The organism is Moorena sp. SIO4A5 (assembly GCF_010672005.1).
In the GTDB taxonomy this organism is placed as follows: domain Bacteria; phylum Cyanobacteriota; class Cyanobacteriia; order Cyanobacteriales; family Coleofasciculaceae; genus Moorena.
Window position 1 is genome coordinate 1 of sequence record NZ_JAAHHZ010000095.1, and the last position, 24,370, is coordinate 24,370.

Sequence of the window (24,370 nt, forward strand, 5' to 3'; positions counted from 1 at the left end):
CTTAGGCTGGCTTTTGTCATGGAACATTGCTAGTGTTTGATGACGTGATTTTATTATAACATAAAAATAAACCTATATTATAACATATTTTTAGAATTTTTGTTAAAAATTTTTTAGGCAGCAGGGAATCGGGAATCGGGAATCGGGAATCGGGAATCGGGAATCGGGAATCGGGAGTCGGGAGTCGGGAAGAACGGGAAATGGGGAGAATTATCCCAGCTGCGATGAATGCTTACAAGATTTAATCAACTAAATCAGAATTATTGTTAATACAAAAAACTGTAATTATTGTATTGACGCAGTCGTTGCTTGAGTAAAAAATCAATAATATATATAAATTAATTAATAATGAGTGAATTGATTAAGCAGTTGTGTATTTAAAATGTCTATTATTAAAATTAACTAAAAAAAGTTAACCTAGTCACATTTTGCCTATTGCCTATTGCCTATTGCCTATTGCCTATTGCCTATTGCCTTGCTAAAAAACATGTTCCATGGGTTTTAGCTTACCCATTACCAACCCCTGACCAAATAAATGCTCCCCGACATGATACTATTAATAAAAATACTGGTATTGTTGTGTTGAAATCCTTGACTCTATCTGTTTTTGCGATCGCTACGAGCCAAGGAGGTCTAGATATTCTACTGAACCCCTTTGAGCTTTATACCTTACCCCTCCAGCAGTGGATTACTGCAGCAGTGAATTTCCTGGTTGACAATTTTCGTCCTTTCTTTCAAGGGATTAGTCTACCGATTAGCGTCACCCTTGAGAGTATAGAATGGCTGTTGCTATCGATTCCTCCATTAATTTTACTGATTCTGATTGCCTTGATAGCATGGCAACTGGCTGGTGGAAGAATTGCCATTTATAGCGTTGCTGCGTTGAGCTTGATAGGCTTTTGCGGAGCCTGGAACCAAGCCATGGTATCTCTTTCCCTAGTGGTGACTGCTGTAGTGTTTTGCATGGTGGTGGGCATTACCGTTGGTATTGCCTGTGCCAGTAGCGATCGCATTGAGAAAGTGCTGCGACCCCTGCTCGATGCCATGCAAACCCTACCGTCATTCGTCTATCTTGTCCCAGTAGTGATGTTGTTTGGGATTGGTGCAGTGCCTGGAGTAATGGCAACCTGTGTCTTTGCCATACCGCCGCTGATTCGCTTGACTAACCTCGGGATTCGGCAAGTGTCCACAGAAGTTGTCGAAGCTGCGATCGCATTTGGCTCAACCCCGACACAAATGTTATTCGAAGTCCAAATCCCCCTAGCCATGCCAACCATTCTGGCTGGAGTCAACCAAGCCATCCTCTTAGCCTTATCCATGTCAGTGGTCACCTCCATGATTGGTGTAGGAGGACTTGGACAGATGGTATTGCAAGGACTAGGTCGGGTGAATGTGGGATTAGCTGCTGTCGGAGGATTGAGCATCGTTCTAATCGCAGTCATGCTGGATCGGATCACTCAGATAGTCAGTCAAGGCAACAACCAAATCCCTTGGTTGGAACGAGGACCAATTGGTTTGGTGCGCTCTTCGACAGGTCAACAACTGGCTTGGGCTACTGTTGCAGGAACCGTTTTATTGGCACTCCTGGGTTTTATCACTTGGCAACAACCCTCCCAGGTAACCACAGACTCTAATCTAGCCATGCCTGGTAAAGGGGTGAGCGTACAATCGGTCTATAGCAGCTTGCAAGAAGAACAATTCCAAACCGAAATTGTAAACATCGGTCTGGAAAAGCTTGGTTACACCATCAAAGAGCCAAAACAAATTGAATACGTCACCGCGCACCTGGCTTTAGGCAACGGCGACCTAGATTACACTGCTGTCCATTGGGACATAGGTCATAGACCCTTTTTTGAACAAAGTGGTGGTGATCAGAAGTTAGAACGACTCGGAGTAATCACGTCTAACCTGTTGCAAGGTTATCAGATTGATAAAAAAACTGCTGATAAATACAACATCACTAGCCTTGAGCAACTCAAAGACCCAAAAATCGCTAAACTCTTTGACTCAGATGGTGATGGTAAAGCCAATTTGATTGGCTGTAATTCCGGTTGGTTTTGTGAAATTATGATTGAGCATCATCTTAAAGCTTACGGACTCGAAGACACCGTTGAGCAAGACCAAGGAACCTACTCCGCCTTAATTGTAGATGCCATTACTCGCTACAACCAAGGACAACCAATCCTCTACTACACCTGGACTCCCATGTGGATGGCAGCAGTGTTAAAACCAGATCAAGATGTAGTCTGGCTAGAAGTTCCCTTCACTGATCTACCAGAATCACAGAAAGACTTGACCGCAAAAGATACCTCGATAGATGGTAAAAATCTGGGATTTGCCATCGATCGGATCCGAATCGTAGCTAATAAGAAATTTGTATCTGCTAACCCAGCCGCCAAACGCTTGTTTGAATTGATTCATATTCCCGTTGAGGATATCAATGCCCAAAATGAATTACTCAATAAGGGTGAAGATAGCTCAAAAGATATCCGTCGCCATGCCGAAGAATGGATTGAAAACCATCAAGACCTGTTTGATAGCTGGGTCGAAGACGCTAGAAACGCTTAGAGCGATTAATATCAATCAAGTAAAGATCGGTCTTGTGGCAAGCTCGAACTAGCCATCGGGACTATCAAGAAGGCAAGGCGAGTCCGCAAGACCTGGCACAGCAATGAGCCGTTGTGTCGGGTTTTTTGTAGATTATTGCGAGACAATAACCATTTTACTGTAAAATAAGACCGGTAATTTTGGCTAAGTGCTGACTCTAAATAGAAGTCGGAACTTTGATCCATGCTTATCCGTAGAGATTAACCCTCAAGCAGATAACATACAAAATTTTCCGTTGTTCATTCGTTCAATTTCTAGACAAAATGGTCAATCAATATACAGAGATTACCAAATATTACGATTTGTGGGTGACATCTGGTTACTACGACTATCAGAGCCTAGCTAAGGAAGCCCACTCGATAGTGGGTGATGGTCGTCAGGTTCTAGAGTTGGGTGTAGGAACAGGACTACTGGCTCAAAAGTACATCGAACTCGATCCAACCTGCGAGTTTACGGGAATTGACTTTACCGCATCCATGCTTGAAATTGCCAAACAACGGTTGGTAAATCAGGTTAAATTGATTGAAGCTGATGCGGTAACAATGGACTTAAACGCCAAGTTCGATGTAGCGATATCCAATGGAGGAGTTTGGGGAATTCTTGATAGGGGGGATCAAGCTCAATGGCAATTTGGGGGTCACGTTCCCGGTCTTGAAGCCAATCGTCAAGGGTTAGCAAATGTAGGTCGCCACTTAAAAGAAGGGGGATTATTATTGCTACACCTGCAAAAACCCCATGATGACTTTGACAAATCCCTGGGTGAAGGGATTGTTTATTCCCAGTGTATTGAAGAAGGGGAAGATACCCCAAACTATTATACCTTTGAAAAAAGGTATTTCTTTAAGAAAGATGGATAAATTGTAGCTCAAGAACAAATCACAATTACCGTTTTTAAACCGGAAACTACTCGTCAAATGTTAACAGAATCGGGATTTTATTTTCAAGGCACGAACAATGGCGATCGCTTTGCAATTTACAAAAAGCGGTAATATTCAATGACGGTTTAGAAAACGAAAATTAAGCGTCTCAGCCCTCTGGTGGCTCATTTTCAACTACTCACGATGACCAAATTCCGTTAACAGTGAGTCAGTCCTATTTTCCTGGGCTTTATCGAGGGAAATTGGTTAAAAATTTCCCAGTTTTAACAGACTAGAACAAAAAGACTATCAATGACCATTTCCATTCAGCAGGTTAGCATCTCTGAGGAATTAGACCTTTGCCATCAAATGCAGGTCTCCATCTTTCACCAGGAGTTAGAGTTGTTCGGGATGCAGATACCTGATGACTACGATCCTGTCTCAGTTTATATACAAATTGTTGATTCCAACGCTGTTGTAGGAACCTACCGAATTGTCTTCCCTAACAACTCTCTTGGACTACCGATAGAGGAAAGTGGGTTTGACCTCAAGCAGTTTGATCAAAAAAAGGTCTGTGAAATGTCACGTCTGGTCGTCCTCAAAGAAAAGCGAGGAAAAATCCCCTTTAATCAGATTATCTCTTCTGCTGTTAAGGTCGCAAAAGAGCATAATGCCTCGATTATGCTGGTTGCGCTTCTACCTCATAATCTTCCGCTGTTTAAAAGGTATGGCTTCTCACAGGTGGGACCACCACTCTATGATCCCTCTGTTAAGTCTACCTACACCAAAGACCCGAGCATCATCCCCATGCAAATCCATATTTAATTAGTCAGAATAATGTCGAAAACTTCAATTTAGATTCCCCTTGAGCTGAGGTGGGTTTGTAAATAAATATTAACAATAATTTACAAACACCACCTCAGCTAACTTTTTGCCTTATAATAGTGATATCGGAAGAGTAAAGGAAGTCCACTGATGAACAAGTCCGTTTGTACTACTGAAGCCGCCTCTCTCTTAGGTATTTCTTCTCGACGTTTGCGCCAACTCCTCAATGATGGTCGCGTCCGGGGTGCTTATAAAAGCGGAAAATTCTGGATTATTCCTCTGTTCAACAATCTGCCCCAAATCATTGAAAAGAAGCGTGGACCAAAGGGCAAATGGCGTACTACTCGTCCTCCTGCTCTGGCCAAGATCAATGTCAACCGCAATCGCATTGGCAGCAACAATCACAAAAGTCCAGAAGAGCGTCAGCCAGTGATTTCAGTAAAACGAAGCGGCGACAATCTATACGGCAATCAAGTAGAAATCCTCGGTCCTTGTCGGATTGTCTATCAGCCAGATAATCCATTGCGTTGTGGCGCTCGTCTGTGGATTGACCTACGGTCACGCTACGCGAACGAAACCTTCAGTGATATCCATTTCATTGGTGGCAGTTTTCCTGCTACTGCCTAATGCTCACTACCAAAATTAGACCTCTTGCAAAAGTATTTTTCTAATACTGTTTGCGTCAATTATTGTCCACTGTTCCCTGTTCCCTGTTCCCTGTTCCCTGTTCCCGACAACTGCCGCGAAGTCTATTAAATCAGATAGGGATCCGTTTAGGAATTGTGATAATTTTTGTTCCCTGTTCCCTGTTCCCTGTTCCCTGTTCCCTGTTCCCTGTTCCCTGTTCCCTTTGCTATACTGAACAGGAGCAAAAGGATAGTTCCGACTAATCCCAGATGGGACGGTAAGATAAAAAACGCGCTATTAGAAAAAATAATTAAATTAACACCAATCGATATCGGAATAGAAGTGCTCAGTAATCCTAGAGCAAATTCCGTATCAAATGTCGGGTGAGTACGCCGATATTGCTCTTGGTCGAGCATATTAATCTGGGAAGCATACAACAACGGCCACAAACTCAATCCGCTTTGGGGTAAAACTACAGCTAGTAACGTTTCTGCCAATGTATCTGGTTTAAACAAAATCAGTACTCCTGCACTAAACCAGAATCCTGCTGCTGAGCGGACGAGTAAAATTAGTAAAATTTCCCGTAATTTCAAGGTTTTAGGCTTCAGAGAAATCCCTACAAAAAACAGAATCAGGGGAGTAGTGCAAGCCGCTAACCGTTGCAGGGCCTGCAAAACTATTTCTGGGATAAGTGTGTTACCTAGATTTAATGCTCCTATCAACAAACCCAGTAACAACGCCAAATTTGCTGGTTCTTGGATCAGAGTCAGTCCAATAGTTTTGAATTTGCTGAAATTGATGTGGGAAGTATCAACACTGCGTTGGTGTAGATAGATCGCTAAAGCATAAAGACCGATTAGCACAAAACATTTATTCCCCACATCTACCAACCCGGCTAGAGCTAGTCCTTGCTCACCTAAAAATTCCTGAGTAAACGGATAAACTGTTAAACCAGGAGCTAAAGAGGCAAACATCAATATCAACGAGCGGGCTTTGGCTTTTTCTTTGCTAGGAATTACCAAACCTGTTAATAACCATCCAATTCCTAACAAGAAGAGATTGATAGCAAGTCCGAATGCCGGTAGCGACAGTAAACCTTGACCGATATCAATTTTGATCGTGGATAGGAATAGAGCGGCAGGAAGTAAAGCATTGATAATTAACGTTTTAATAGCACCAACTGCTACAGGTTTTTGAAATTTCCCTCTCAGGGCATAACCAACAGCAATGAAAAGCACCAGCGGGATGACTTTATCAATCGCCAAAGTCCTCAACCTCGACCGGATTCAACAGTTTCTTGACGCAGCAGTACCAATTCTCGATGCAAATCGTCGTAAAATCCCTGACGAGCTCTTACTGCCATTGCCACCCCTTGCCTAACTTGCCAAAGGGTTTGGGGACAATTAGCGATCTGCTCAATCACATCTAAGATTTCCTCAGCATGGTCTTGATCACAGTCGCAGTGAACGGCAAAGAATTCTTGTCCTTTCGTGGAAATACCCAGTTTTTTCAGACCTGCTAAAATCAGTTGGTTTTCATAGGGTAGGATAGATTCCGTGAAAGCCAGTATCCCCAATCCAAAGGCAGCGGGGTATTGGAAGCAAGCAGTGGTGTAGATTTGCAGGAAGCGTTGGGTTCCTGGTAATAATTCTTGTGATGACTTTGGTAGAGGTATCGACTCACCTGGTGCGATCGCGTAGCGTGACAGTAGGTCCATCGCTGATAATTCTTCAAATAACTGCTGCCACATTTGAGGATGGGGTTTGCTATGACCAGATTTCCCCGATAATCCGTGTTCTTCATAGAGATTCTTTAATAAAGGGATTCGGGTTTGGGGTGTAGGTAGCTTAGAAGCAACAGCAGTGAGCCAATTGGGGAAACACCAACTAATCAGATAACGCTGCTTGAGCCAAGTTTCTAGATTACGACTTACGCTAGTTTCCCTGATTAAAGAGGATAATCGGGGATGATCAGCAACTAAGACTCCTAATTTTTCCTCAGTAGTGGCTAAATCCTCTAGGTGAGTGTGCCTTAACGGTGGATTTTGGAAACTCAGCAACCAGGGATGCTGGAGTAGAGCATGATTTCGGGCATAATCGGGAATTTGCTGGGGAGATCCCAGACTTTGGATGGTAGCGATGGAAAAGCTGTTGGGTGATTCGGCTTGGGTGGGTCTATCTAACTGCTGCCAGACCTGTAGAGTCCGCATATATTCTAGAAAGTCTTGCATGACCTAAGTTCACTAGTAGTAATAGTGTTTTTACAGTTTTCTACAATGAAAGCTTAGGCCCAACAGGAAGAAGTTAGCAGATCAAGGAGCAGTGGGCAGATTTCATGACGGTCAAGTCAGATCAACGGTTTTACTATACCGATAAAGCACGGATAAATATGGCGTTGCTGATTCTTGGAAAGAATGCGCAAACGTCTGATTTAGGTCAAGCCCCCGTGGGTCCCCCAACTTTGGGGGACTTTCAAAGTCTTGTTCCCCCCAAAATTGGGGGGCTAGGGGGGCAAAACGATACCCAGCCCCCCTACCCATGGATTGTGTGCGTAAGTCCTGAAATAAAGGAATTAAAAGCACACTGGTTTACAGCGATGACTTAACCATGCAGCATTCTGTTTCCCCTGTTTGCCTTGTCCTTCTTATGGTTCCCTTTTTTCCTACCTACCTAGTCAATATCTCTGACAGACTTACGCACAATTGCTTAGCAGCTTGTAGGGTGGGCAAAAACACCTTGGTGGTTTGGAGTAGTCTAGATCATCTAAATTTTGCCCACCACTGCCCACAAGTTCCTTACTAGAGCAATCCTAATTCATACCTTGCGGATTTATCCGTTGCTGGTGGGCAGTGCTTACATTGACGCTAGGCTTGCGGTACAGTACTTGCTGATGCACTGCCCACACTACATCTGCGCTTTTCTTACCTTGCGGATTTATCCGTTGCTGGTGGGCAGTGCTTACATTGACGCTAGGCTTGCGGTACAGTACTTGCTGATGCACTGCCCACCCTACATCTGCGCTTTTCTTACCTTGCTGATTTATCTGTTGCTGGTGGGCAGTGCTTACATTGACGCTAGGCTTGCGGTACAGTACTTGCTGATGCACTGCCCACCCTAAATCTACAACCACCCGTTCATCTACAGCGCACTCATAAGAACGAATTACCACCTCTGATTAAGGTTCAATTTTCGATTTCCGTCTCTTAATACATCTTGGTGGCACTCACGATACTTGATAAAATCTCATCTTCAGGGGATGTTTTCAGTCGCTGATCTACAACAAAGCCCTTTGGCATACCGTCTGGTTGGCTAATAAGATCATTCATGCTGGGATTGGTCCAATGTGTGATTAATGGTGCCCCGTTGGGACACCGCTGAGAACTACCGTCGCGGATGTGAAACCGATTTATATGATACTTCACCCTGCTCATCCGTTAGGCTTATTGTCATGACTTCCCCTAGGGTGTAGAATTCTTTTTCTTCAGTGACATCCTTATACTGTTCTGTGTTGTAATTATACGTGATCGCATAAGTTGCTTTTCCTTTTGGGGTCACATAAAGCGAATTGGGATGCATCCATCCTGAGTGTACGATTAATTTTTCTCCTTGTTTTAATGTCCCCTCACAACTCGGGGTGTTTGCTTTACATTCTTGGACGCTAGATGCGTTGGCAGGGGTGGCATACAGAATCATCGCAAACAACACTACCATCATGAACTGCACTAGTTTTTTGGCCATTTCTCTTTTTTCCTCTCTTTTTTTGTCTGTGCATTTAAACACAATATCATCATCTGACCGCAATATTCATAAAGGGAAATTTTTTGCGTGGCATTTTCGGGGTCTGGTTTTGCCCCTCTTGCCCCACAATAATGGGTGAAAAAAACTCTCCTATTCATCCTAAATTGGGTACTTTTTGGGGCAATAAGTTACTTAATACTCGCTTTCTTTCCTTAATTCCGCAACCCCTAATTATTATGGGATTTAGATTGAAGCTGACATTCCTTGTTGACCAGGGTAAACGCATCTAATTTTTTCAATCCTATATTTAGATAGTGTTTTTTAAATTAACTAAACACTATCTGTTGAAAAGCCATTGTCAATAAGCACAATAATGCCTGGTTTATTGAGAACCCCCCCAGGTTTATTGACAAGATGCGTAAACCGCTGACCTTCATACTTTAGCCATTGCTTTATTTGGTCTTCACCGTAACATCTGCTTTGACATCACTTTGCTTGATAATTTGGAGCGGTTTTACCTCTGTCCCGTATTCAAGTCTGAGGGGCTGACCATACTCTATCTCATACTCCTCCTGCTGTTTTTCACCTAACTCGCTGATCGCTATCTTCTATTTTTCGTGTTCCCACTTTCCCTCACTCACCTCTATAGATATTCCTTGTTTCCTTGGTGGGATAATTGTTAATCCGAACGGGGTCAGTTTTTTATTACATTCACTTTGCTTGCGTAGGTCGCAAGTTATATCATTGTACATGTCCGCTTGGGCAGGCAAAGCTATTCCACTTATCGTTACCACCACTACCATGAGGGTAATTACCAGGTAAGATATATATTTTATCATTCCTTTCTGATTCTCTCTTTAGTACTTCGTTTTCAACCATACCACGTACAATCTTTTTATTTCTTTTTATTTCTTTTTTTTATAATTTTTTCCGGTATTTTGTACTTACATCTCCGGCAAACCCTTTTACTCCAATTTGCACTACCACCCATACTAGGGAGCAGGGCTATTTCATTCTAAATTAAAATATTTTATGCATTGATAAGGATACGTCATTTCAGCCTTCGATAATTCAGGTATGGGATGCCTAAAAGCCTCTAAACTCGTTACTTAGATCCAGAATGAAACAGCCCTGCCCCAGAATTGGGGTATTTTAGGGGGCTTTAATAAAACTAGATGGTCGCGCATTCATTCTATAATTCAGCAACGCCCGAAAATAAGGAGGAAACTGGCAAGATGCCAGTTCTACACAAGATGCCAGTTCCACGGAATATGCCCATTCCAGAAAACTCTTAAAATCATTCCATTCCACGAGCAACGCGATTCATTTTGCCATTGGTCAATTTTGGTTTGGGCTCCATTGAAAGCGGCACATCTCGTGAGAACATCTTGTGCGATTGGCCGTAGGCCACGCCAAAGGCGAACGCATTTGCCCCCTTGATATTTCCTGCCTGATAGTTTTCCACTGCCCTTGCCAAAATTAGTGAGCCTTTACACGCCTATAGCCGATGTCTGGCAGGTCAGACGATGGTGGCATGAGAAAAAACCCCAGATACAAGCGCAAATTCGTTAGTATTGTCTCATTATATTCTTGTATGCTTCTATACCTAACTGCTCTTCTAATTCTGATCCAATTCCTGCAAACACCACACTTCCTTCAATTGCGCGGATCGTAGCATAATGCCACTCCGGCGTGATCGAATATTCCTTTTCTTCTCCACGGTGTAGAATATGTCCATCATCTACACGGGTATAACTTTCACCTTCCTTCCACACCTCTACTTGGCTACTTTCTTTGGCTATTATGATCACCTTGACTCTGCCATGGACCCGATTTTTAAGTAACACTTTATCATCACTAAGAACCATCGGACCACAAGCATAATAGGTTGAGCCAAAATCGCAGATATATTCCTGATCTATTGCCCATGCTTTCCTTTCGATTCCCATCGTGAGCATTAGCACTATTACCACTAGAACCAATAACGATCGTAAATGACCCATAAGTATTTTTTTATCCTTACTTTTTCCCGTCGGTTTCTTTTTACCCCTGCACCATGGTGATCAGAAAATTTCACAGGGTTCTTCTCACCATTGCGGGTTTTTTCTCCTGATACAATAGTATTACTGAACAACATCCCCTTGTATCTATACTATATTACGATTTATTACGAAAACTAGGTTTTCCACCTATTTTCCTTCCTCAGCTCTATTCCATAACTGGGTCTGGATCAAGGGATATAAATAGAAACAGACATTCCCTGTTGACGTAGTTGGTTTGCCAAAGCATTTGCCTTCGCTTCATTTCTGAATGCTCCCATCTGAATTCTCATACCTTGTGGGAATCGACCCAAAAAAGCACCAGGTACAATTTTCCTGGCTTTTGCTAAACCACTAGAACTCCCGTCGTCCAGTATCACGTAATAGTTGATTTTAGTAGATTGAGACGGTGGTGGCGCAGTAGTTTTATGACCGGTAACCACTTGCTGTTTAGGCAATGGTGCGGCAATAGAAACCGGTCGTGAAGCAGGCTGTGAATTGTTTTGAATTTCTTGCTTTGCTCTAGAGCCAATAAGATTGCTGTACAGCGAGTTGCTTTCTTTGAGCTTCTAATGCACGCTTGTTGCTGCCGAGCTTCATTGATGATTCGATTTAACCTCTGACGCCAATGTGCTGGCAAATTGCTGTTGCGGAGCATAGTTCAATACATCAACCCACCGACCCTGTTCTAGTCGCTGGTTTAATCTTATCAAACTTGCGTTCAAAGGATACCCATTCGTTGTGCCATTGGTCAATTTTGGTTTGGGCACCATTGAAAGCGGCACTACTAGGGCTGGCAACTGTTAAGGATTTTCTCCAATAATGTTGCACTATCTACAAAGATGTGTTAGACTTTAAACATAGATTCAGTTTCATTAGAGATACTTTGCGACTTACATTAAAGCCGAAAACCAAGGGTTTAAGGGTTGCGTTTTTTGTAAATAGTGGAATCAAATTTATGCGCTAAGCCGGGCATAGTCCTGGTAAAGCCTTGGGAGATACCCCCTGGCTGGCAAAATCCAGCTTGCATTAGTGAGCCAAAATCTGATTTGTAGATTTTGGTAGCTAAAAAGTATCGGAGAACATCTTGTGCGTACGCATTTGCCCCCAAGATATTTCCTGTTGGTTTTGACGTGGTGGCTAGGCTATTGGTTTTCGACCTCGGGTTTAGGAATCGCTCGGAAGACCGTGGAACGGATGCTTGAAAATATGACTCGGCTTTATGAGCTCTGTGCGCCCAGTGAGCGCATTGAGGCATATTTTCAACGCTGGTGGCGATGGGTGAAAGGTGGGATATCGGCGAAATGGCTGAGGGGATTTCACTCTTGTGTAACCCTTCGGTTGAGCCTAAAGTGTCTTATACCCTGTTCAGGGTCAACCTGGGGGTCTGGGTGAGCTCTCCTTTGATTCAACTCACACCCGTTTCCGGGTACCTCTTTTTCTCTCTGGTGTTTTGTTCGGCCTGATGGGGCTTATGGATAGGTAAGACTTGTTAAACTACGCCTTATCCATGGCCCTTTCCACCGCCTGGGTTGGTGGACCACGCTTCGACCCACCGCCTCGGTTTACCCCTACGAACGTTCGGACGCACTTGTCTTGGTTATCTGCCTCTTCATCGACTTCGGTAAACGCCCGATGCCACCAAGTCGAGCGGTGCCGGTCCCTTATTCACTATGCGGATCTCTGTCCAGAGCCCATTCGCGTAAAGATACCATGGCTCTCCCTTGCTCACCGGTTCTTCTATCCACCTCGGGGGGACCTCTGCTTTCAAGTATCTCACCACTGCGTCCTGCCAGATCTGGTTCTCGGGGACAGTTAACTGCATATGAAAGCACAAAACCTTTCCCGCACTTTGATCCCTTCCTCTCACCGATATCTCATCCTGGGGCGATAGTCGTTCCACACAGAACGGGTCGGTTTTCGTAATAACGCAAGGATCTTTTTTGTTTACCTGATTCTGGGCCATGGCAGATGATGGGGTCCCAAGCATACTGAACGCGCACAGCACCACCACTAGCCAAAGAACGGCATGCCTTTGATGGGGTTTTCGGTGATATTCTCTTTTTTCCCCTCTTAACGGTTGATTTTTTGTCTTCATTTGATGTACCCACTGATGATATTCGTTTATTCGTCGAACGGGGTAGGGTCGTGGTCGCTTACTCAACCCTACCCACCCCTATAATCTACTTTACTGTTCCTTGTTTTTCCAGGCATCATGTTTCCGATACTTTTTAGCTACCAAAATCTACTTTGCAGATTTTAGCCCACTAATGCTAGCTGCTCTCGCAGCCAGGGGGTATCTCCCAAGGCTAAACCCAGACAAAGCCCGGCTTAGCGCATAAATGAAACTCCACTCTGGACAATTAACGTAACTACCAAAACCTTGGTTATCGGCTTTAATTTAAGTTACAAAGTATCTTTAATGGAATTAAATCTATGCTTAAAGTCTAACACATCTTTGTAGATAGTGCAACATTCTTGGAGAAAATCCTTAACAGTTGCCAGCCTTTTCTTCTTTATCCGCACCCTAAATCTAGTCGTCCGTCGCGTACTGGCCTTTAACCAATGCGGGGGATTAAGTAATACAACCGCCTTGAAATATTCGGCTCACCCGAACCATTACATGGCTCCACACCGGAAAATACCTCGCCTACTCCTGAAAAGAACGCCTGGTTACATATACATGTCTATCCCTCGTGGGGACATTTGAAATATAGATTGGGTGATGGGAAAACCTTTTCATACCACAAAAAAAACCCATACCGGTCATAAACACATCATCCACACCTACTAGTCAACGGATTTTTTTCCACGCCATGAACCGGTTATCCTATGGCCAAACTCGTCTAAGTTTCGGTATAATATCACGCCGGTCACTGGGTGCAATGGCTATGCCTTCGAAAGAGTATTTCTAATGACGGGGCGATTCGACCATGGATACACGACCCAACCGGTCTCATGTTTATGCCCGCCGGCGTTGTTCGGACCCTTGCCCTGCGACCAAAGTCACCGTACGCAACCTAATATCGGATCAAAAAAACAAACCTTTTTTATATGCTTATAAGAAGTCTGATCTTGCCGATAATTCTATATAATCCAACGAAAATCTCATTTTTGTTAACGCTACTAGACATATGCAGCCAGCATTAGGCGCGACAAACGCCGACAGTACCAAAAGGCCAGTACGCCCTTTTATCCACAAGTGAGGTTGCACAACAGATGCATTGTCGGAAATCCCTACCTACTTGGTGATGGTGGTACATGAGTTTGGTCGTTTGTGTGCTTCGTCTGTATTTAACTGACTCTATGGCAGGTCAGTCGCCACCCGTTGGATGGGAGTTTCTCTTTCCTCGGCTATTTCGTAAACATCCTCTTTCCAATCAAACCGGGCATGGGCAGAGACGCCAGCAGACCATAGTTCTGGTTTCCCATATGCTGACCCATACTAAATCAACCCATCGAGGGTCACAGGTTTTCCTTGGCCAAAAGGCCACGCTACGCGTTCAACAAAACGATTAAGGTCTATAGATTGAAGCAGACATTCCTTGTTGACGTAGTTGGTTAGCAAAAGCATTTGCCTTGGCTTCGTTTTTGAATGCTCCCATCTGAATTCGAGACCCTTGTGGGAATCGACCCAAAAAAGCACCAGGGACAATTTTCCTGGCTTTTGCTAAACCACTAGAACTCCCGTCGTTGAGTATCACGTAATATTTGATTTTAGTAGATTGAGACGGTGGTGGTGCAGTGGTTATCTTTCGGGTAACCACTGGCTGTTTAGGCAATGGTGTGGCAATAGAAACCGGTCTTGGAGCAGGCTGTGAATTGTTTTGAATACCTTTATTTAAGTCTGGTTGTGACCCAGAAATCGCTTGGTTTGCTCTAGAGCCAATTTGATTCTGTACAGCGAGTTGCTTTCTTTTAGCTTCCACTTGAGCTTGTTGCTGCCTAGCTTCAGCAATGATTCGATTTAACTTCTGACGCCAATAGCCTCCTGATGGCAAATTGCTGTTCTGAGCATAGTTCAACACATCTTGCCACCGACCCTGTTCATAGGCTTGTTGAATCTGATCAAATTTGCGTTCAAAGGATACCCATTCATTATGCCATTGGTCAATTTTGGTTTGGGCACCATTGAAAGCAGCACTACTAGGCAACACATCTTGTGCGATCGCAATTGCCCTCTTGATATCTCCTGCCTGATAGTTTTCCACTGCCCTTGCCAAAATTAGTGAGCCATTATCAACAACCGGTGGTGCTGGTGTTGGCTGACGGGTCTGTGGTGGTGATGGAGCCCTCTTGACGACAGGTGTTGGTTTTGGGGACACTTTTTGCTTAGGAACGTTTCTCTTAGGAACGTTTCTCTTGGGAGCAGTTGCCACCACTGGCTCAACCGTCGATACACAGTCAGTCAAATTTGTAAACACCCACCCGTTAACCGGTGAACTAATTTCTACCCAGCCAGGTTGTCCACTACCAGTTAGAACCAGACTGGTTCCCTGATTCAGCTTACCAACTTTTGACCCGTTCGGCTCGGAGCGCACATTCAACCTACTACCTGTCACCTGGCAATTACCTGGGGCAGCTGGGGCTGGTGGCTCATATACCACCGGAGCTTGACGGCGATTGGGTGTACTCCTATTAGGAATTGGTTGCGCTATTCTAGGTGGTGACCAAGAGCTAGAACGCATCGAGTAGACCATACCAGCTATCGAGGAAGTAACTAGGGCAATGCCAGTGCCAATGATCAGAGACAAATTATCCGATCTATCCGCCTTAGTTGGAGGCAACGGAGAAGGTGCTGGTTTATTTGGAGTAGAACCCCTATCAACATTTGCGTCCCAAGTTTTTTGCTCTGAGAACGGGGTTGGTACTTGCTCCGGTGGGAAGTTTTCTTCAACTGTAGGGATATTGTGAATTGAGTAGTAGGTCGGGGAATTGATGGAGTACGGTTTTGAATTAGTACTCAATTTCTGTAAGTCTCGTAAAACCTGCGATCCCGACTGGTAACGGTCTTTGACTTGATAGCGAACCATTTTAGTAAGGACATTCGCCAATCCTACACTCACAGACACCAGGGATTGCCAGTTTACTTCACCAGTATTGAGGTCTTCGTGAAACTGATCTGGTACCATTCCAGTTAGTGCCTGAATCCCAATAATCCCTAGGGCATAAATATCACTGCTGGGACAGGGCTGACCCAAAGCCTGCTCACTGGACATATAGCCAGGAGTGCCTATTACCACAGTATGGTGAGTTTGTCTATAGGCACTAGCCAGCTCAGTTTGAACTTGCTTAACTGCACCAAAGTCCACCAACACTAACTTTTTATCTGCCGTGCGTCGGATCAGGTTGTCGGGCTTAATATCGCGATGAATCACACCGTGACGGTGGACAAATTCCAAAATACCTAAGACTTCCTGCAATAGCCCAATCACCTGTTTTTCCTGCCATCGGTGACCAGGGGACAACTCTTGGCTCAAGAGATGCCCTTCGATGAACTGTTGCACCAAGTAAAACTCATGGTCTTCTTCAAAGTAGGCAAGTAGCCGAGGAATTTGGTCATGATTTCCCAGCTTTTCAAGGGTTTCAGCTTCCCTACTAAATAGGCGTCGAGCAGTTTCTAAAAATGTCTGAGAGCCATTGGGAGGCTGAAGTTGCTTAACAACACAGCTTGGGTTACCTGGACGCTTCGTGTCCTTGGCTAAATAGGTTTTGCCAAATCCCCCGGAACCGAGGACTTGAGTCACTTGGTAACGCCCGTCCAGTAACTTGCCTAACATAGGATTGATGTGCCTAAGAGTTCACAAAAAGGAAGTTTAAAACTCCGCACCAAGGGGGCGGGGTGCTAACTGTCTCATGTTTAACATACGCTGATCGGTATTATTGACCAGGATTGTGACAATTTATATTCTGATTATCATTCAGCTATCAGTTATCAGCATTCAGCTATCAGTTATCAGCTATCAGTTATCAGCTATCAGTTATCAGTTATCAGCTATCAGCTAGAGGCTATCAGCTAGAGGCTATCAGCTAGAGGCTGAGGGCTGAGGGCTGAGGGCTGAGGGCTGAGGGCTGAGGGCTGAGGGCTGAGGGCTGACCGCTAAAGGCTGACCGCTGACCGCTGACCGCTGACCGCTGAACGCTTACGATTATCGGTATAGTATTAAGAGCGACGGATAGCCTGTGAATAATTGCTGTTTTATTATATGTCTGGTAGAATAACCCCCTTCAAGGGATGTTTGGGAGTTAATTAATGAAACCCTTATTTAAGGATACCCTGGCATGGGAACAAGCTCAAGTGCTGATGCAACCTACGTTTATTCGTATAATAGACCAAATTGGGCGACAGTTGGAGCCAACAAACTGGAAAGTCACCTATAAAAACGTTACTACACCCATACCGGGCTATGAGTTGTGTTTAGCACATCAAGATACTTCAGTTGCCATTAATTTATGGGATTTGTGTTTTCAAGTCTGTTTTCGTGACTATAGACCAACCCAGTCTGAATTAGATACTCAGCCAGTAGAAATTGATCCGATGCTGATTGATCAGGCTGGTGTTGTGGATTGGCAGTGTCTAGATGCTAAAGCCAAACAGCTAGTAGAAGAAGTTGTGGCAGGATTGCCACTGGTAGATAACAATGAAAAATGACCAATTGCTAGATGTCCAGCGCCTGGCTGGGGCAAAGTTTGAGTCGGTGGCTTCACGGATGATTCCAGTAAGCTTTGGCAATGATGGAGCAGAGATTGAAGCAGCCCGTCAGGGAGTTGCCTTAGTTGATTGTTGCCATTGGGGGTTGATAAAAGTATCTGGTGATGACCGACTACGCTATCTACACAATCAAAGCACCAATGACTTCCAAACACGACAGCCAGGCCAAGGCTGTGAGACGGTTTTTGTTACATCTACAGCTCGGACTATCGACCTAGCTACTGCCTATATCTTAGCAGATGCGGTGCTATTGCTAGTTTCTCCAAATTGCCGTCAGCAGATCATGGAGTGGCTGGATCGTTATATCTTTCCCATGGATCGAGTCGCATTGCAGGATGTATCGGATCACCATGCTGTTTTCTCCTTGATGGGACCAGAAAGTAATGCCCTCTTAACAGGGTTGGGTGTGGAGATATCAGCAGAAGATGCTAGTCACCAGCAACTGATGCTCGGGGATAATCAAGTCCGCATCGCTGTAGGGAGTGGCTTAGCAATGCCTGGATATACTCTAATTTGCCCTGCCGAGAATGCTGCCCAGGTTTGGCAAACCTTAACCACAGCAGGAGCAATCCCCATAGGCGATCGCGTTTGGGAACAGTTGCGTATCCAACAGGGACGCCCTGCGCCTGGTCATGAACTGACAGAAGATTACAATCCTCTCGAAGCTGGTTTGTGGCAAACCATTTCCTTCAGCAAAGGCTGTTACATTGGTCAGGAAACCATTGCGCGCTTGAATACCTACAAAGGAGTTAAGCAACGACTATGGGGTATCCGCTTAAGTGCTCCTACTGACCTAGGGAGCGCCATCACCGTAGATGGGGAAAAAGTGGGCAAGCTCACCAGTGTGACCGAAACTGACCAGGGAGTCTTTGGTTTAGCTTATATCCGCACTAAGGCTGGTGGTGCAGGATTGAAAGTTCTGTTAGGGGACATCGAAGGGGAAATTGTCGCTGTACCTGGTTTGAGTCATGATTATTATGAGCCCAGCCCTGAGTAATCCCTACTCCCTACTCCCTACTCCCTACTCCCTACTCCCTAGGACAAGTGACCTGACCCAGTTGAGAACTGCGATAGAATTAAAGACTAAAGCATTCACACTCCTCATTTGAGGACATCCAGTTTATGGCCCTGCCAATTGTTGCAGTTATCGGACGCCCGAATGTGGGGAAATCAACCCTGGTCAATCGTTTGGCAGGAGTGACCGATGCTATTGTCCACAACCAACCAGGAGTAACCCGCGATCGCACTTATCGCCCAGCTTTCTGGCAAGACCGAGACTACCTGGTTGTGGATACTGGCGGCTTGGTCTTTGATGACAATACCGAGTTCTTGCCCTTGATTCGAGAACAGGCAATGGCAGCTTTGGCTGAAGCGAGTGCAGCAGTGTTAGTGGTGGATGGTCAAGCAGGACCGACAGCTGGAGATGAAGCGATCGCGCAATGGTTACGTCAACAACATGTGCCAGTTGTGCTAGCTGTCAATAAATGTGAATCGCCCCAGCAAGGAATTATCCTAGCCTCCCAGTTTTGGGAACTGAATTTAGGAGAACCCTTCCCGGTCTCAGCAATTCATGGCAATGGTACAGGAGAATTACTAGAGAAGCTGGTTACCTACCTGCCCAATGTAGACACTATCCCAGAAATCCCAGAGATTAAAGTTGCTATTGTCGGACGCCCCAATGTCGGAAAATCCAGCTTATTGAATACCCTCACTGGGGAGAATCGCTCGATTGTCAGTCCAATTTCTGGCACCACTCGTGACGCCATTGATATGGTAGTACAACGGTCAGCAGATCCAGAAAAGGGTACTGATGCCCAAACCTATCGCTTGATTGACACCGCTGGCATTCGCAAAAAGAAAAACGTTACTTACGGACCGGAATTTTTTGGTATTAATCGTGCCTTCAAAGCTATTCGCCGCTCAGATGTAGTGCTACTGGTGATTGATGCTATAGATGGGGTGACAGAGCAAGACCAAAAACTGGCAGGACGTATTGCGGATGAAGGACGTGCTGCGATAATTGTAGTCAATAAGTGGGATGCTATCGAAAAAGATTCCTACACTATCTATGAATACGAAAAACTGGTTAAAGACCGACTGAGTTTTATCGAGTGGGCTGAAATCATCTTTGTCAGTGCCCTAACAGGCAAGCGGGTCGAAACAATTTTGGATTTAGTTGATACCGCTGCCAATCAACATGGACGTCGTGTCTCTACCTCTGTGATTAATGAAGTCCTACAAGAAGCCGTTAGCTGGTACACTCCTCCCACCAATCGCCAAGGGCGTCAGGGCAAAATCTACTACGGTACCCAGGTAAAAACTAAACCCCCCACGATTGCCCTGTTTGTCAACGACCCCAAACGCTTCAAAGAGAACTACCGTCGCTACATAGAGCGTCAGTTCCGCCAACAATTAGATTTCACTGGTACACCAGTACGATTACTGTGGCGAGGCAAAAAAGTCCGTGATGGAGAAGAAGCTCAAATCAACCTCAATCGAGCTACCCGCGTGTGACAACTGACCCCCTCGACTACTACCCACTCAGCACTCACCACTAACATGGACTTATTGCGATCGCTTCCTATCGGACTATACTTGGAACAACCAGTCACCTGGATGCATCACCTCGACTCCAGGGTAAAGATGTTTTGGTTGACCAGTTTTCTGATCGCACCCCTGTTGGCAAATCCCTACTGTCGGCTCGGGCTATCCTCCTTACTGATTCTAATCACCTTATCAGCTAGGATTCCCTGGCGGGTGTGGCGTCAGCAAATGGGTTGGTTGTTGATGCTAGCATGTTTTGTCTTCCTGATCACTACGATCGCTCCAGATGGTATGGCCATTGACCATCAAGTCAGACTACCTCCAGAACCTCAAGAGCACACCCAACTTCAAACTAGTGACTACCGTTATGTCATCTGGAGTGGTAAAGCGTTTACTATGATTAGTCTTACTATTACTCGTCGCTCAATAGATTTAGCGGTCCGGATCAGCACAACTCTATTTATCCTAGTTTACAGTTCCAGTCTCTTTCTGCTTACCACAGCACCAGAAGAAATTACCGCAGGTTTAGAAAGCTTAATCAAACCCTTACGGCGTTTCAATGTTCCGGTTACCGAAATTCTGCTCACCTTAACCCTTTCCTTGCGCTTTATCCCCCTAGTGCTCGAAGAAGTACAGAATTTAGGTCGTTCCATACGCACTCGTGCTATCAACTGGAAAAAACTCGGTCTGAGCCGAAGCTTACAAGTTTGGTTAATGGTTGCGGAAAAGCTTCTGGAAAATCTGCTGTTACGGGCTGAGCAAATTGCTAGTGCTATGACTGTCAGGGGCTTTACTAGTCCCAATGAGCATCAAGTGGAGTGGCATCAACTGCGTTTACGCTGGTGTGATTGGTTAGCACTGGCAAGTTTACTAGTATTTTGGGGAGTAAGATTAACCTGGGGTTGGAAAATTTGAATCTTTTGTGAAAAACATAGCTATGGTTTAATCTAGGTAAATTCAAGCAATCCCTGCCCTTTAAAGTCAGGGACAGCAGTCAAAAGATTTGTATCTCAGCCATCCTATGACAAATCAATCACCGTCCGAGCGGACATCACCCCCAACAGCTCCTCAGCCAAGCCGCAAACCAATTCTAGACCTTGATGAATTACTGGCAATTATCGTAGCCTTCGCCACTATTGGTCTAATTCTGTTTTGGGGCACTAGGGGCAACCGGGGAAAATTTAGCTTCAAATCCCTTGAGTCTCCCTTTGCATCATCTGAGTCAACAGAGTCAACGGGAGAACTATCACTATTCCCAAGCCTTAAATCAATCACGGGTGGGGGTAATTCATCATTTGCGCGCTCCTCATCCTCCAAATCAAGAACGAGTTCTTGGTTCAGGGGATATTCAGTTGATCCAGCCACGGGTTTAATGCTCGGGTCAGCTCAAGGTAACTCACCAGAGGAGTCAGAAACTAGTCCATTCCTAGGGCTATTCTCATCAGGGTACTCATCCACAGGATATCGCGACCGCACCATGGCCAAGGGCAAAGCCGGATCAGATGGTAATACTGACGGTAGCACAGGTCCTGACCAAGCCAGATCAGATGGTAATACTGACGGTAGCACAGGTCCTGACCAAGCCAGATCAGATGGTAATACTGACGGTAGCACAGGTCCTGACCAAGCCCAATCCTCATCACAAACTATCCCTATAGATGTTAGCGATTTCCGCTCCATTCAACCAGCAGAGATTCCTAAAAATCATTGGGCAAGTCCTTTCATGAGACCTCTAGCCAAGGACAAAGTATTAATTAACTTACCTGATCAGGAATTTCTACCGGACAGACAGGTAACACGGGGAGAGTTAGCTGCTCAAATTCAAAAAGCGTTTCAAGAGCAGAAGAAGCGACAACGAGTAAATTATAAGGATAAACCTACTGATCAATCAGCATCTAAAGCAATTGATGAAGCTACCGAAACCGGCTTCATGTCAGGATATCCCGGACAGGAGTTCCGTCCTGAGCAAAAAGTTCCTCGTGTACAGGTTTTAGTTAGCCTGATTAGCGGTCTTGATCTTCAACCTTCATCCAATCCAGCCGAAACGTTAAAGATTTACCGAGATCAGGATGACATTCCTGAGTGGGCGATTGAGAAAGTAGCAGCAGCAACAGAAGCGGGTATAGTTGTTAACTACAGTGAAAAAACTATGCTCAGACCAAATCAGCCTGCTACTCATGCTGAGATGGTTTCTATGCTTTATCAGGCTTTGGTCACATCAGGTAAGGCTCAAGGGGTTTCCTCTCCATATATTGTAGCTCCGAAATAGAATTATCGGATTACAGATCAGGTAATGATCAGCCCATTTTAATCGACGTTATTGATTAGCCCGGAGTTAACACTCCGGGCAATATTTTTTATGGGAATAGAGGGAGAAGGGAGCAGGAAGCAGGGAGCAGGGAGCAGGGAAAAGAGGACTGGAAAAAAATCCTGTTTACCTCATTACTATGACAAACCCTTGTTAAGCATCAAGGCAACCGTTAACTATCAACCATTGTGTTAATGCAGTCGTTCATGGTTTGAGTTCTGTATGCGATCGCATCTTGTCAGCCCCCTGGAAATCCCCACAGGTAGGCGCACCCGTTGCTACCACAGTGCTCTGACAGGTAGCCCAATTGGGGTTCGAGGAGGAGTTGTCACTGTTGGCTGTACAGGAGTGGAAATGACAGTTCTCCGAATACGGTTCATCCGTTCGATACGCCTCTGTTGGAGAGACTCTAACACCTCGGTAACACTACTGGTAACCCTCCGAGTCTCTGAACTCGCCAAATCACTTGAACTAACAACATTAAGGATACGATTCCCAGCCATCAAGACTTCCTTACCTTCTGTCAAATGCAATTGCCTGAGCTTGGAAGTCGGTAGCCAAACAGTTTGGCTGTCACCGTTGTCAAGCTTAACCTTTACCATATTGCCAACGATACTCTTGATAGTACCTTTGTCAAGCTCTTGCCCCCGATCTTGTTTGAGGATCCGGTTTTGGGCGTGTTCACCCATTGGGTTAGCCTGAGCGGGAGCCATAGCAAGGGTACACAGCAGCAGTGACAAAGTAGTCCCTGTCCATACATTCAAGTTTTTAATTTTTATCATCAACTTAATTGATATTTCTGTTACTCGAAGAATTTAAAATTAACGGATCTACTGTAAAATCTACTGAAAGAATAGATTATTTCCGGAATAGTTTATCAGTCTATTTACTAAGATTGTTTTCTCCAAACCTCACTCATGGCCTGGGGTTAACGTTTTTGCTAATGTTGCTTTTCAAGTATATTAAAGTGATGTTATAAAGTTGTTGTAAATAAAAAAAAATTAGTAATGGTGAGAGGTAAATTGCTATCTCGGAGCTTAATGCTACTCTGCTTGAGTATAGTAATTCCAATACTTCATGAGCAACAGCAGGTAGCTGCCTCTGAAAAAACCAGTAGTCCTGACGCTACTACCAAAGAGGTTTTACATCAAAATCAATTGCCTGGAATTGAAGCCCCAAAATTGCCACTTCTTGGAGACCTGGATCTATATCTTCCTCTAGAAGAAGACATCCCAGCAGAGGCTACTCAAATTACTCGTTTGGTGATTAAATTGAGTGAACGTCGTGTTTATGTCTATCAAGCGGCTCAAGTACTAAACACTTACCCCATTGCCATTGGTAAAGCGGGTTGGGAAACACCAACAGGCAATTTTGAAGTGCTCCAAAAGCTTCAGTATCCAGCTTGGGAGCATCCTTGGACAGGTGAAGTAATTCCTCCAGGGCCGAATAATCCCCTTGGCGATCGCTGGATTGGTTTTTGGACTAATGGGAAGAATTATATTGGATTTCATGGAACAACTGCTGAGGAACTCGTCGGACAAGCTGTTTCTCACGGTTGCATCCGAATGCTCAATAAAGATGTCCGGGATTTATTTGAAAAGGTTGCTATAGGAACACCGGTAATCGTACAGCCTTGACATCCTCTACCGGAATAGGTTAATCCCCAGAAGTAGAGAGTCCAGCCCTGAGCTCTTCATAATTATTAATTTTTTGATAACGATGAGTTAAATAGACCCCACCCTTAGCGCACTACCAATTGATTTGCCCTCAACTAACCAAAGCGTGAAAGATTGCCCCGATAGCTCGAATTGTGGTCTGTTGCTTCACTTCCGGTCTTGGAGAGTTTCACAACTTAAATCCGATTGTTATAGTGATTAGGGTATAGGTTCAACTTTCTGACCCGGTCTACTATAAACGGGATTTCCAAACATTAAACGTATTTTTTTATGAGTAAATCAATAATTGAGTTAGTTGATGAACTGTCAACAGATAGCCTAACTGTAAAAATCCTGAACGCACTGGATTTTGTGATCCCAGGGGAGTGGGAAAACCTAGTGGGGTTTAACCATACCATTCGCAAGCTAACTGGGGAAGAGGATTACGAGGTGATTACG

General features: G+C 44.7%; 22 protein-coding genes. 12 read left to right on the forward strand and 10 right to left on the reverse strand.

Going from position 1 to position 24,370, the window contains the following annotated elements:
- Positions 1–435: 435 nt before the first annotated feature.
- The 4 genes from proX (at position 436) to F6K57_RS24225 (ending at position 4,916) form a co-directional block, all read left to right on the forward strand.
- Entirely contained in the window at positions 436–2,568 is a 2,133-nt protein-coding gene (gene proX / locus F6K57_RS24210; RefSeq protein WP_293071202.1) for a glycine betaine/L-proline ABC transporter substrate-binding protein ProX, read from the forward strand.
- Between the two features lie 302 nt (positions 2,569–2,870).
- Positions 2,871–3,464 carry a class I SAM-dependent methyltransferase gene (locus F6K57_RS24215; protein WP_293071204.1) on the forward strand — a complete coding sequence of 198 codons (594 nt, stop codon included), beginning with the start codon at positions 2,871–2,873 and terminating at the stop codon, positions 3,462–3,464.
- A gap of 312 nt (positions 3,465–3,776) precedes the next feature.
- Positions 3,777–4,289 (forward strand): GNAT family N-acyltransferase, encoded by a 513-nt coding sequence (locus tag F6K57_RS24220; protein ID WP_293025587.1) that lies wholly within the window; start codon positions 3,777–3,779, stop codon positions 4,287–4,289.
- A 150-nt stretch (positions 4,290–4,439) separates the two neighbouring features.
- Positions 4,440–4,916, forward strand: a complete 477-nt coding sequence (locus F6K57_RS24225; RefSeq protein ID WP_075901334.1) for a helix-turn-helix domain-containing protein — start codon at positions 4,440–4,442, stop codon at positions 4,914–4,916.
- Positions 4,917–5,062: 146 nt separating this feature from the next.
- On the opposite strand, the gene F6K57_RS24230 is transcribed toward F6K57_RS24225, so the two are convergent.
- From F6K57_RS24230 to F6K57_RS24265, 8 genes are all read right to left on the reverse strand, one after another.
- Positions 5,063–6,154 carry a hypothetical protein gene (locus F6K57_RS24230; protein ID WP_293071207.1) on the reverse strand — a complete coding sequence of 364 codons (1,092 nt, stop codon included), beginning with the start codon at positions 6,152–6,154 and terminating at the stop codon, positions 5,063–5,065.
- 32 nt (positions 6,155–6,186) lie between these two features.
- Positions 6,187–7,146 (reverse strand): iron-containing redox enzyme family protein, encoded by a 960-nt coding sequence (locus tag F6K57_RS24235; RefSeq protein WP_293071209.1) that lies wholly within the window; start codon positions 7,144–7,146, stop codon positions 6,187–6,189.
- A 578-nt stretch (positions 7,147–7,724) separates the two neighbouring features.
- Complete coding sequence (locus F6K57_RS24240; protein ID WP_293071211.1) at positions 7,725–8,084, reverse strand: hypothetical protein; 360 nt, start codon at positions 8,082–8,084, stop codon at positions 7,725–7,727.
- A gap of 212 nt (positions 8,085–8,296) precedes the next feature.
- Positions 8,297–8,653: a hypothetical protein gene (locus F6K57_RS24245; protein WP_293025579.1), complete on the reverse strand. Its 357-nt coding sequence runs from the start codon at positions 8,651–8,653 to the stop codon at positions 8,297–8,299.
- 1,297 nt (positions 8,654–9,950) lie between these two features.
- On the reverse strand, positions 9,951–10,118 hold the full coding sequence (locus tag F6K57_RS24250; RefSeq protein ID WP_293071213.1) for a hypothetical protein: 168 nt from the start codon (positions 10,116–10,118) through the stop codon (positions 9,951–9,953).
- A gap of 103 nt (positions 10,119–10,221) precedes the next feature.
- Complete coding sequence (locus F6K57_RS24255) at positions 10,222–10,611, reverse strand: hypothetical protein (RefSeq protein ID WP_293025575.1); 390 nt, start codon at positions 10,609–10,611, stop codon at positions 10,222–10,224.
- Positions 10,612–10,883: 272 nt separating this feature from the next.
- Positions 10,884–11,150, reverse strand: a complete 267-nt coding sequence (locus F6K57_RS24260) for an SPOR domain-containing protein (RefSeq protein WP_293071215.1) — start codon at positions 11,148–11,150, stop codon at positions 10,884–10,886.
- Between the two features lie 1,419 nt (positions 11,151–12,569).
- Positions 12,570–12,803, reverse strand: coding sequence for a hypothetical protein (locus tag F6K57_RS24265; RefSeq protein ID WP_293025571.1), 234 nt, complete (start codon positions 12,801–12,803; stop codon positions 12,570–12,572).
- A gap of 1,150 nt (positions 12,804–13,953) precedes the next feature.
- On the opposite strand from F6K57_RS24265, the gene F6K57_RS24270 reads away from it, so the two are divergent.
- Complete coding sequence (locus F6K57_RS24270) at positions 13,954–14,211, forward strand: hypothetical protein (RefSeq protein ID WP_293025569.1); 258 nt, start codon at positions 13,954–13,956, stop codon at positions 14,209–14,211.
- Here F6K57_RS24270 and F6K57_RS24275 read toward each other — a convergent pair.
- On the reverse strand, positions 14,208–16,472 hold the full coding sequence (locus tag F6K57_RS24275) for a protein kinase (RefSeq protein ID WP_293025567.1): 2,265 nt from the start codon (positions 16,470–16,472) through the stop codon (positions 14,208–14,210). The genes F6K57_RS24270 and F6K57_RS24275 overlap by 4 nt on opposite strands.
- Before the next feature lie 473 nt (positions 16,473–16,945).
- On the opposite strand from F6K57_RS24275, the gene F6K57_RS24280 reads away from it, so the two are divergent.
- The 6 genes from F6K57_RS24280 (at position 16,946) to F6K57_RS24305 (ending at position 22,217) form a co-directional block, all read left to right on the forward strand.
- A complete protein-coding gene (locus tag F6K57_RS24280; protein WP_293025565.1) occupies positions 16,946–17,344 on the forward strand; it encodes a hypothetical protein in 399 nt (132 codons plus the stop codon).
- Positions 17,334–18,401 (forward strand): folate-binding protein, encoded by a 1,068-nt coding sequence (locus tag F6K57_RS24285; protein ID WP_293025563.1) that lies wholly within the window; start codon positions 17,334–17,336, stop codon positions 18,399–18,401. Before F6K57_RS24280 ends, F6K57_RS24285 begins: the two co-directional genes overlap by 11 nt.
- Complete coding sequence (locus F6K57_RS24290) at positions 18,382–18,513, forward strand: hypothetical protein (RefSeq protein WP_293025561.1); 132 nt, start codon at positions 18,382–18,384, stop codon at positions 18,511–18,513. The genes F6K57_RS24285 and F6K57_RS24290 overlap by 20 nt, the downstream gene beginning before the upstream one ends.
- A gap of 13 nt (positions 18,514–18,526) precedes the next feature.
- Positions 18,527–19,918 (forward strand): ribosome biogenesis GTPase Der, encoded by a 1,392-nt coding sequence (gene der, locus F6K57_RS24295; RefSeq protein ID WP_293041508.1) that lies wholly within the window; start codon positions 18,527–18,529, stop codon positions 19,916–19,918.
- Between the two features lie 45 nt (positions 19,919–19,963).
- Positions 19,964–20,863, forward strand: a complete 900-nt coding sequence (locus F6K57_RS24300) for an energy-coupling factor transporter transmembrane protein EcfT (RefSeq protein WP_293027099.1) — start codon at positions 19,964–19,966, stop codon at positions 20,861–20,863.
- Positions 20,864–20,969: 106 nt separating this feature from the next.
- On the forward strand, positions 20,970–22,217 hold the full coding sequence (locus F6K57_RS24305; protein WP_293027096.1) for an S-layer homology domain-containing protein: 1,248 nt from the start codon (positions 20,970–20,972) through the stop codon (positions 22,215–22,217).
- Between the two features lie 317 nt (positions 22,218–22,534).
- Here F6K57_RS24305 and F6K57_RS24310 read toward each other — a convergent pair whose 3' ends face one another.
- Positions 22,535–23,038 (reverse strand): hypothetical protein, encoded by a 504-nt coding sequence (locus F6K57_RS24310; protein ID WP_293027093.1) that lies wholly within the window; start codon positions 23,036–23,038, stop codon positions 22,535–22,537.
- A 225-nt stretch (positions 23,039–23,263) separates the two neighbouring features.
- Here F6K57_RS24310 and F6K57_RS24315 point away from each other — a divergent pair, with 225 nt between their 5' ends.
- Positions 23,264–23,893, forward strand: a complete 630-nt coding sequence (locus tag F6K57_RS24315) for a L,D-transpeptidase (protein ID WP_293071220.1) — start codon at positions 23,264–23,266, stop codon at positions 23,891–23,893.
- Positions 23,894–24,370: the final 477 nt, after the last annotated feature.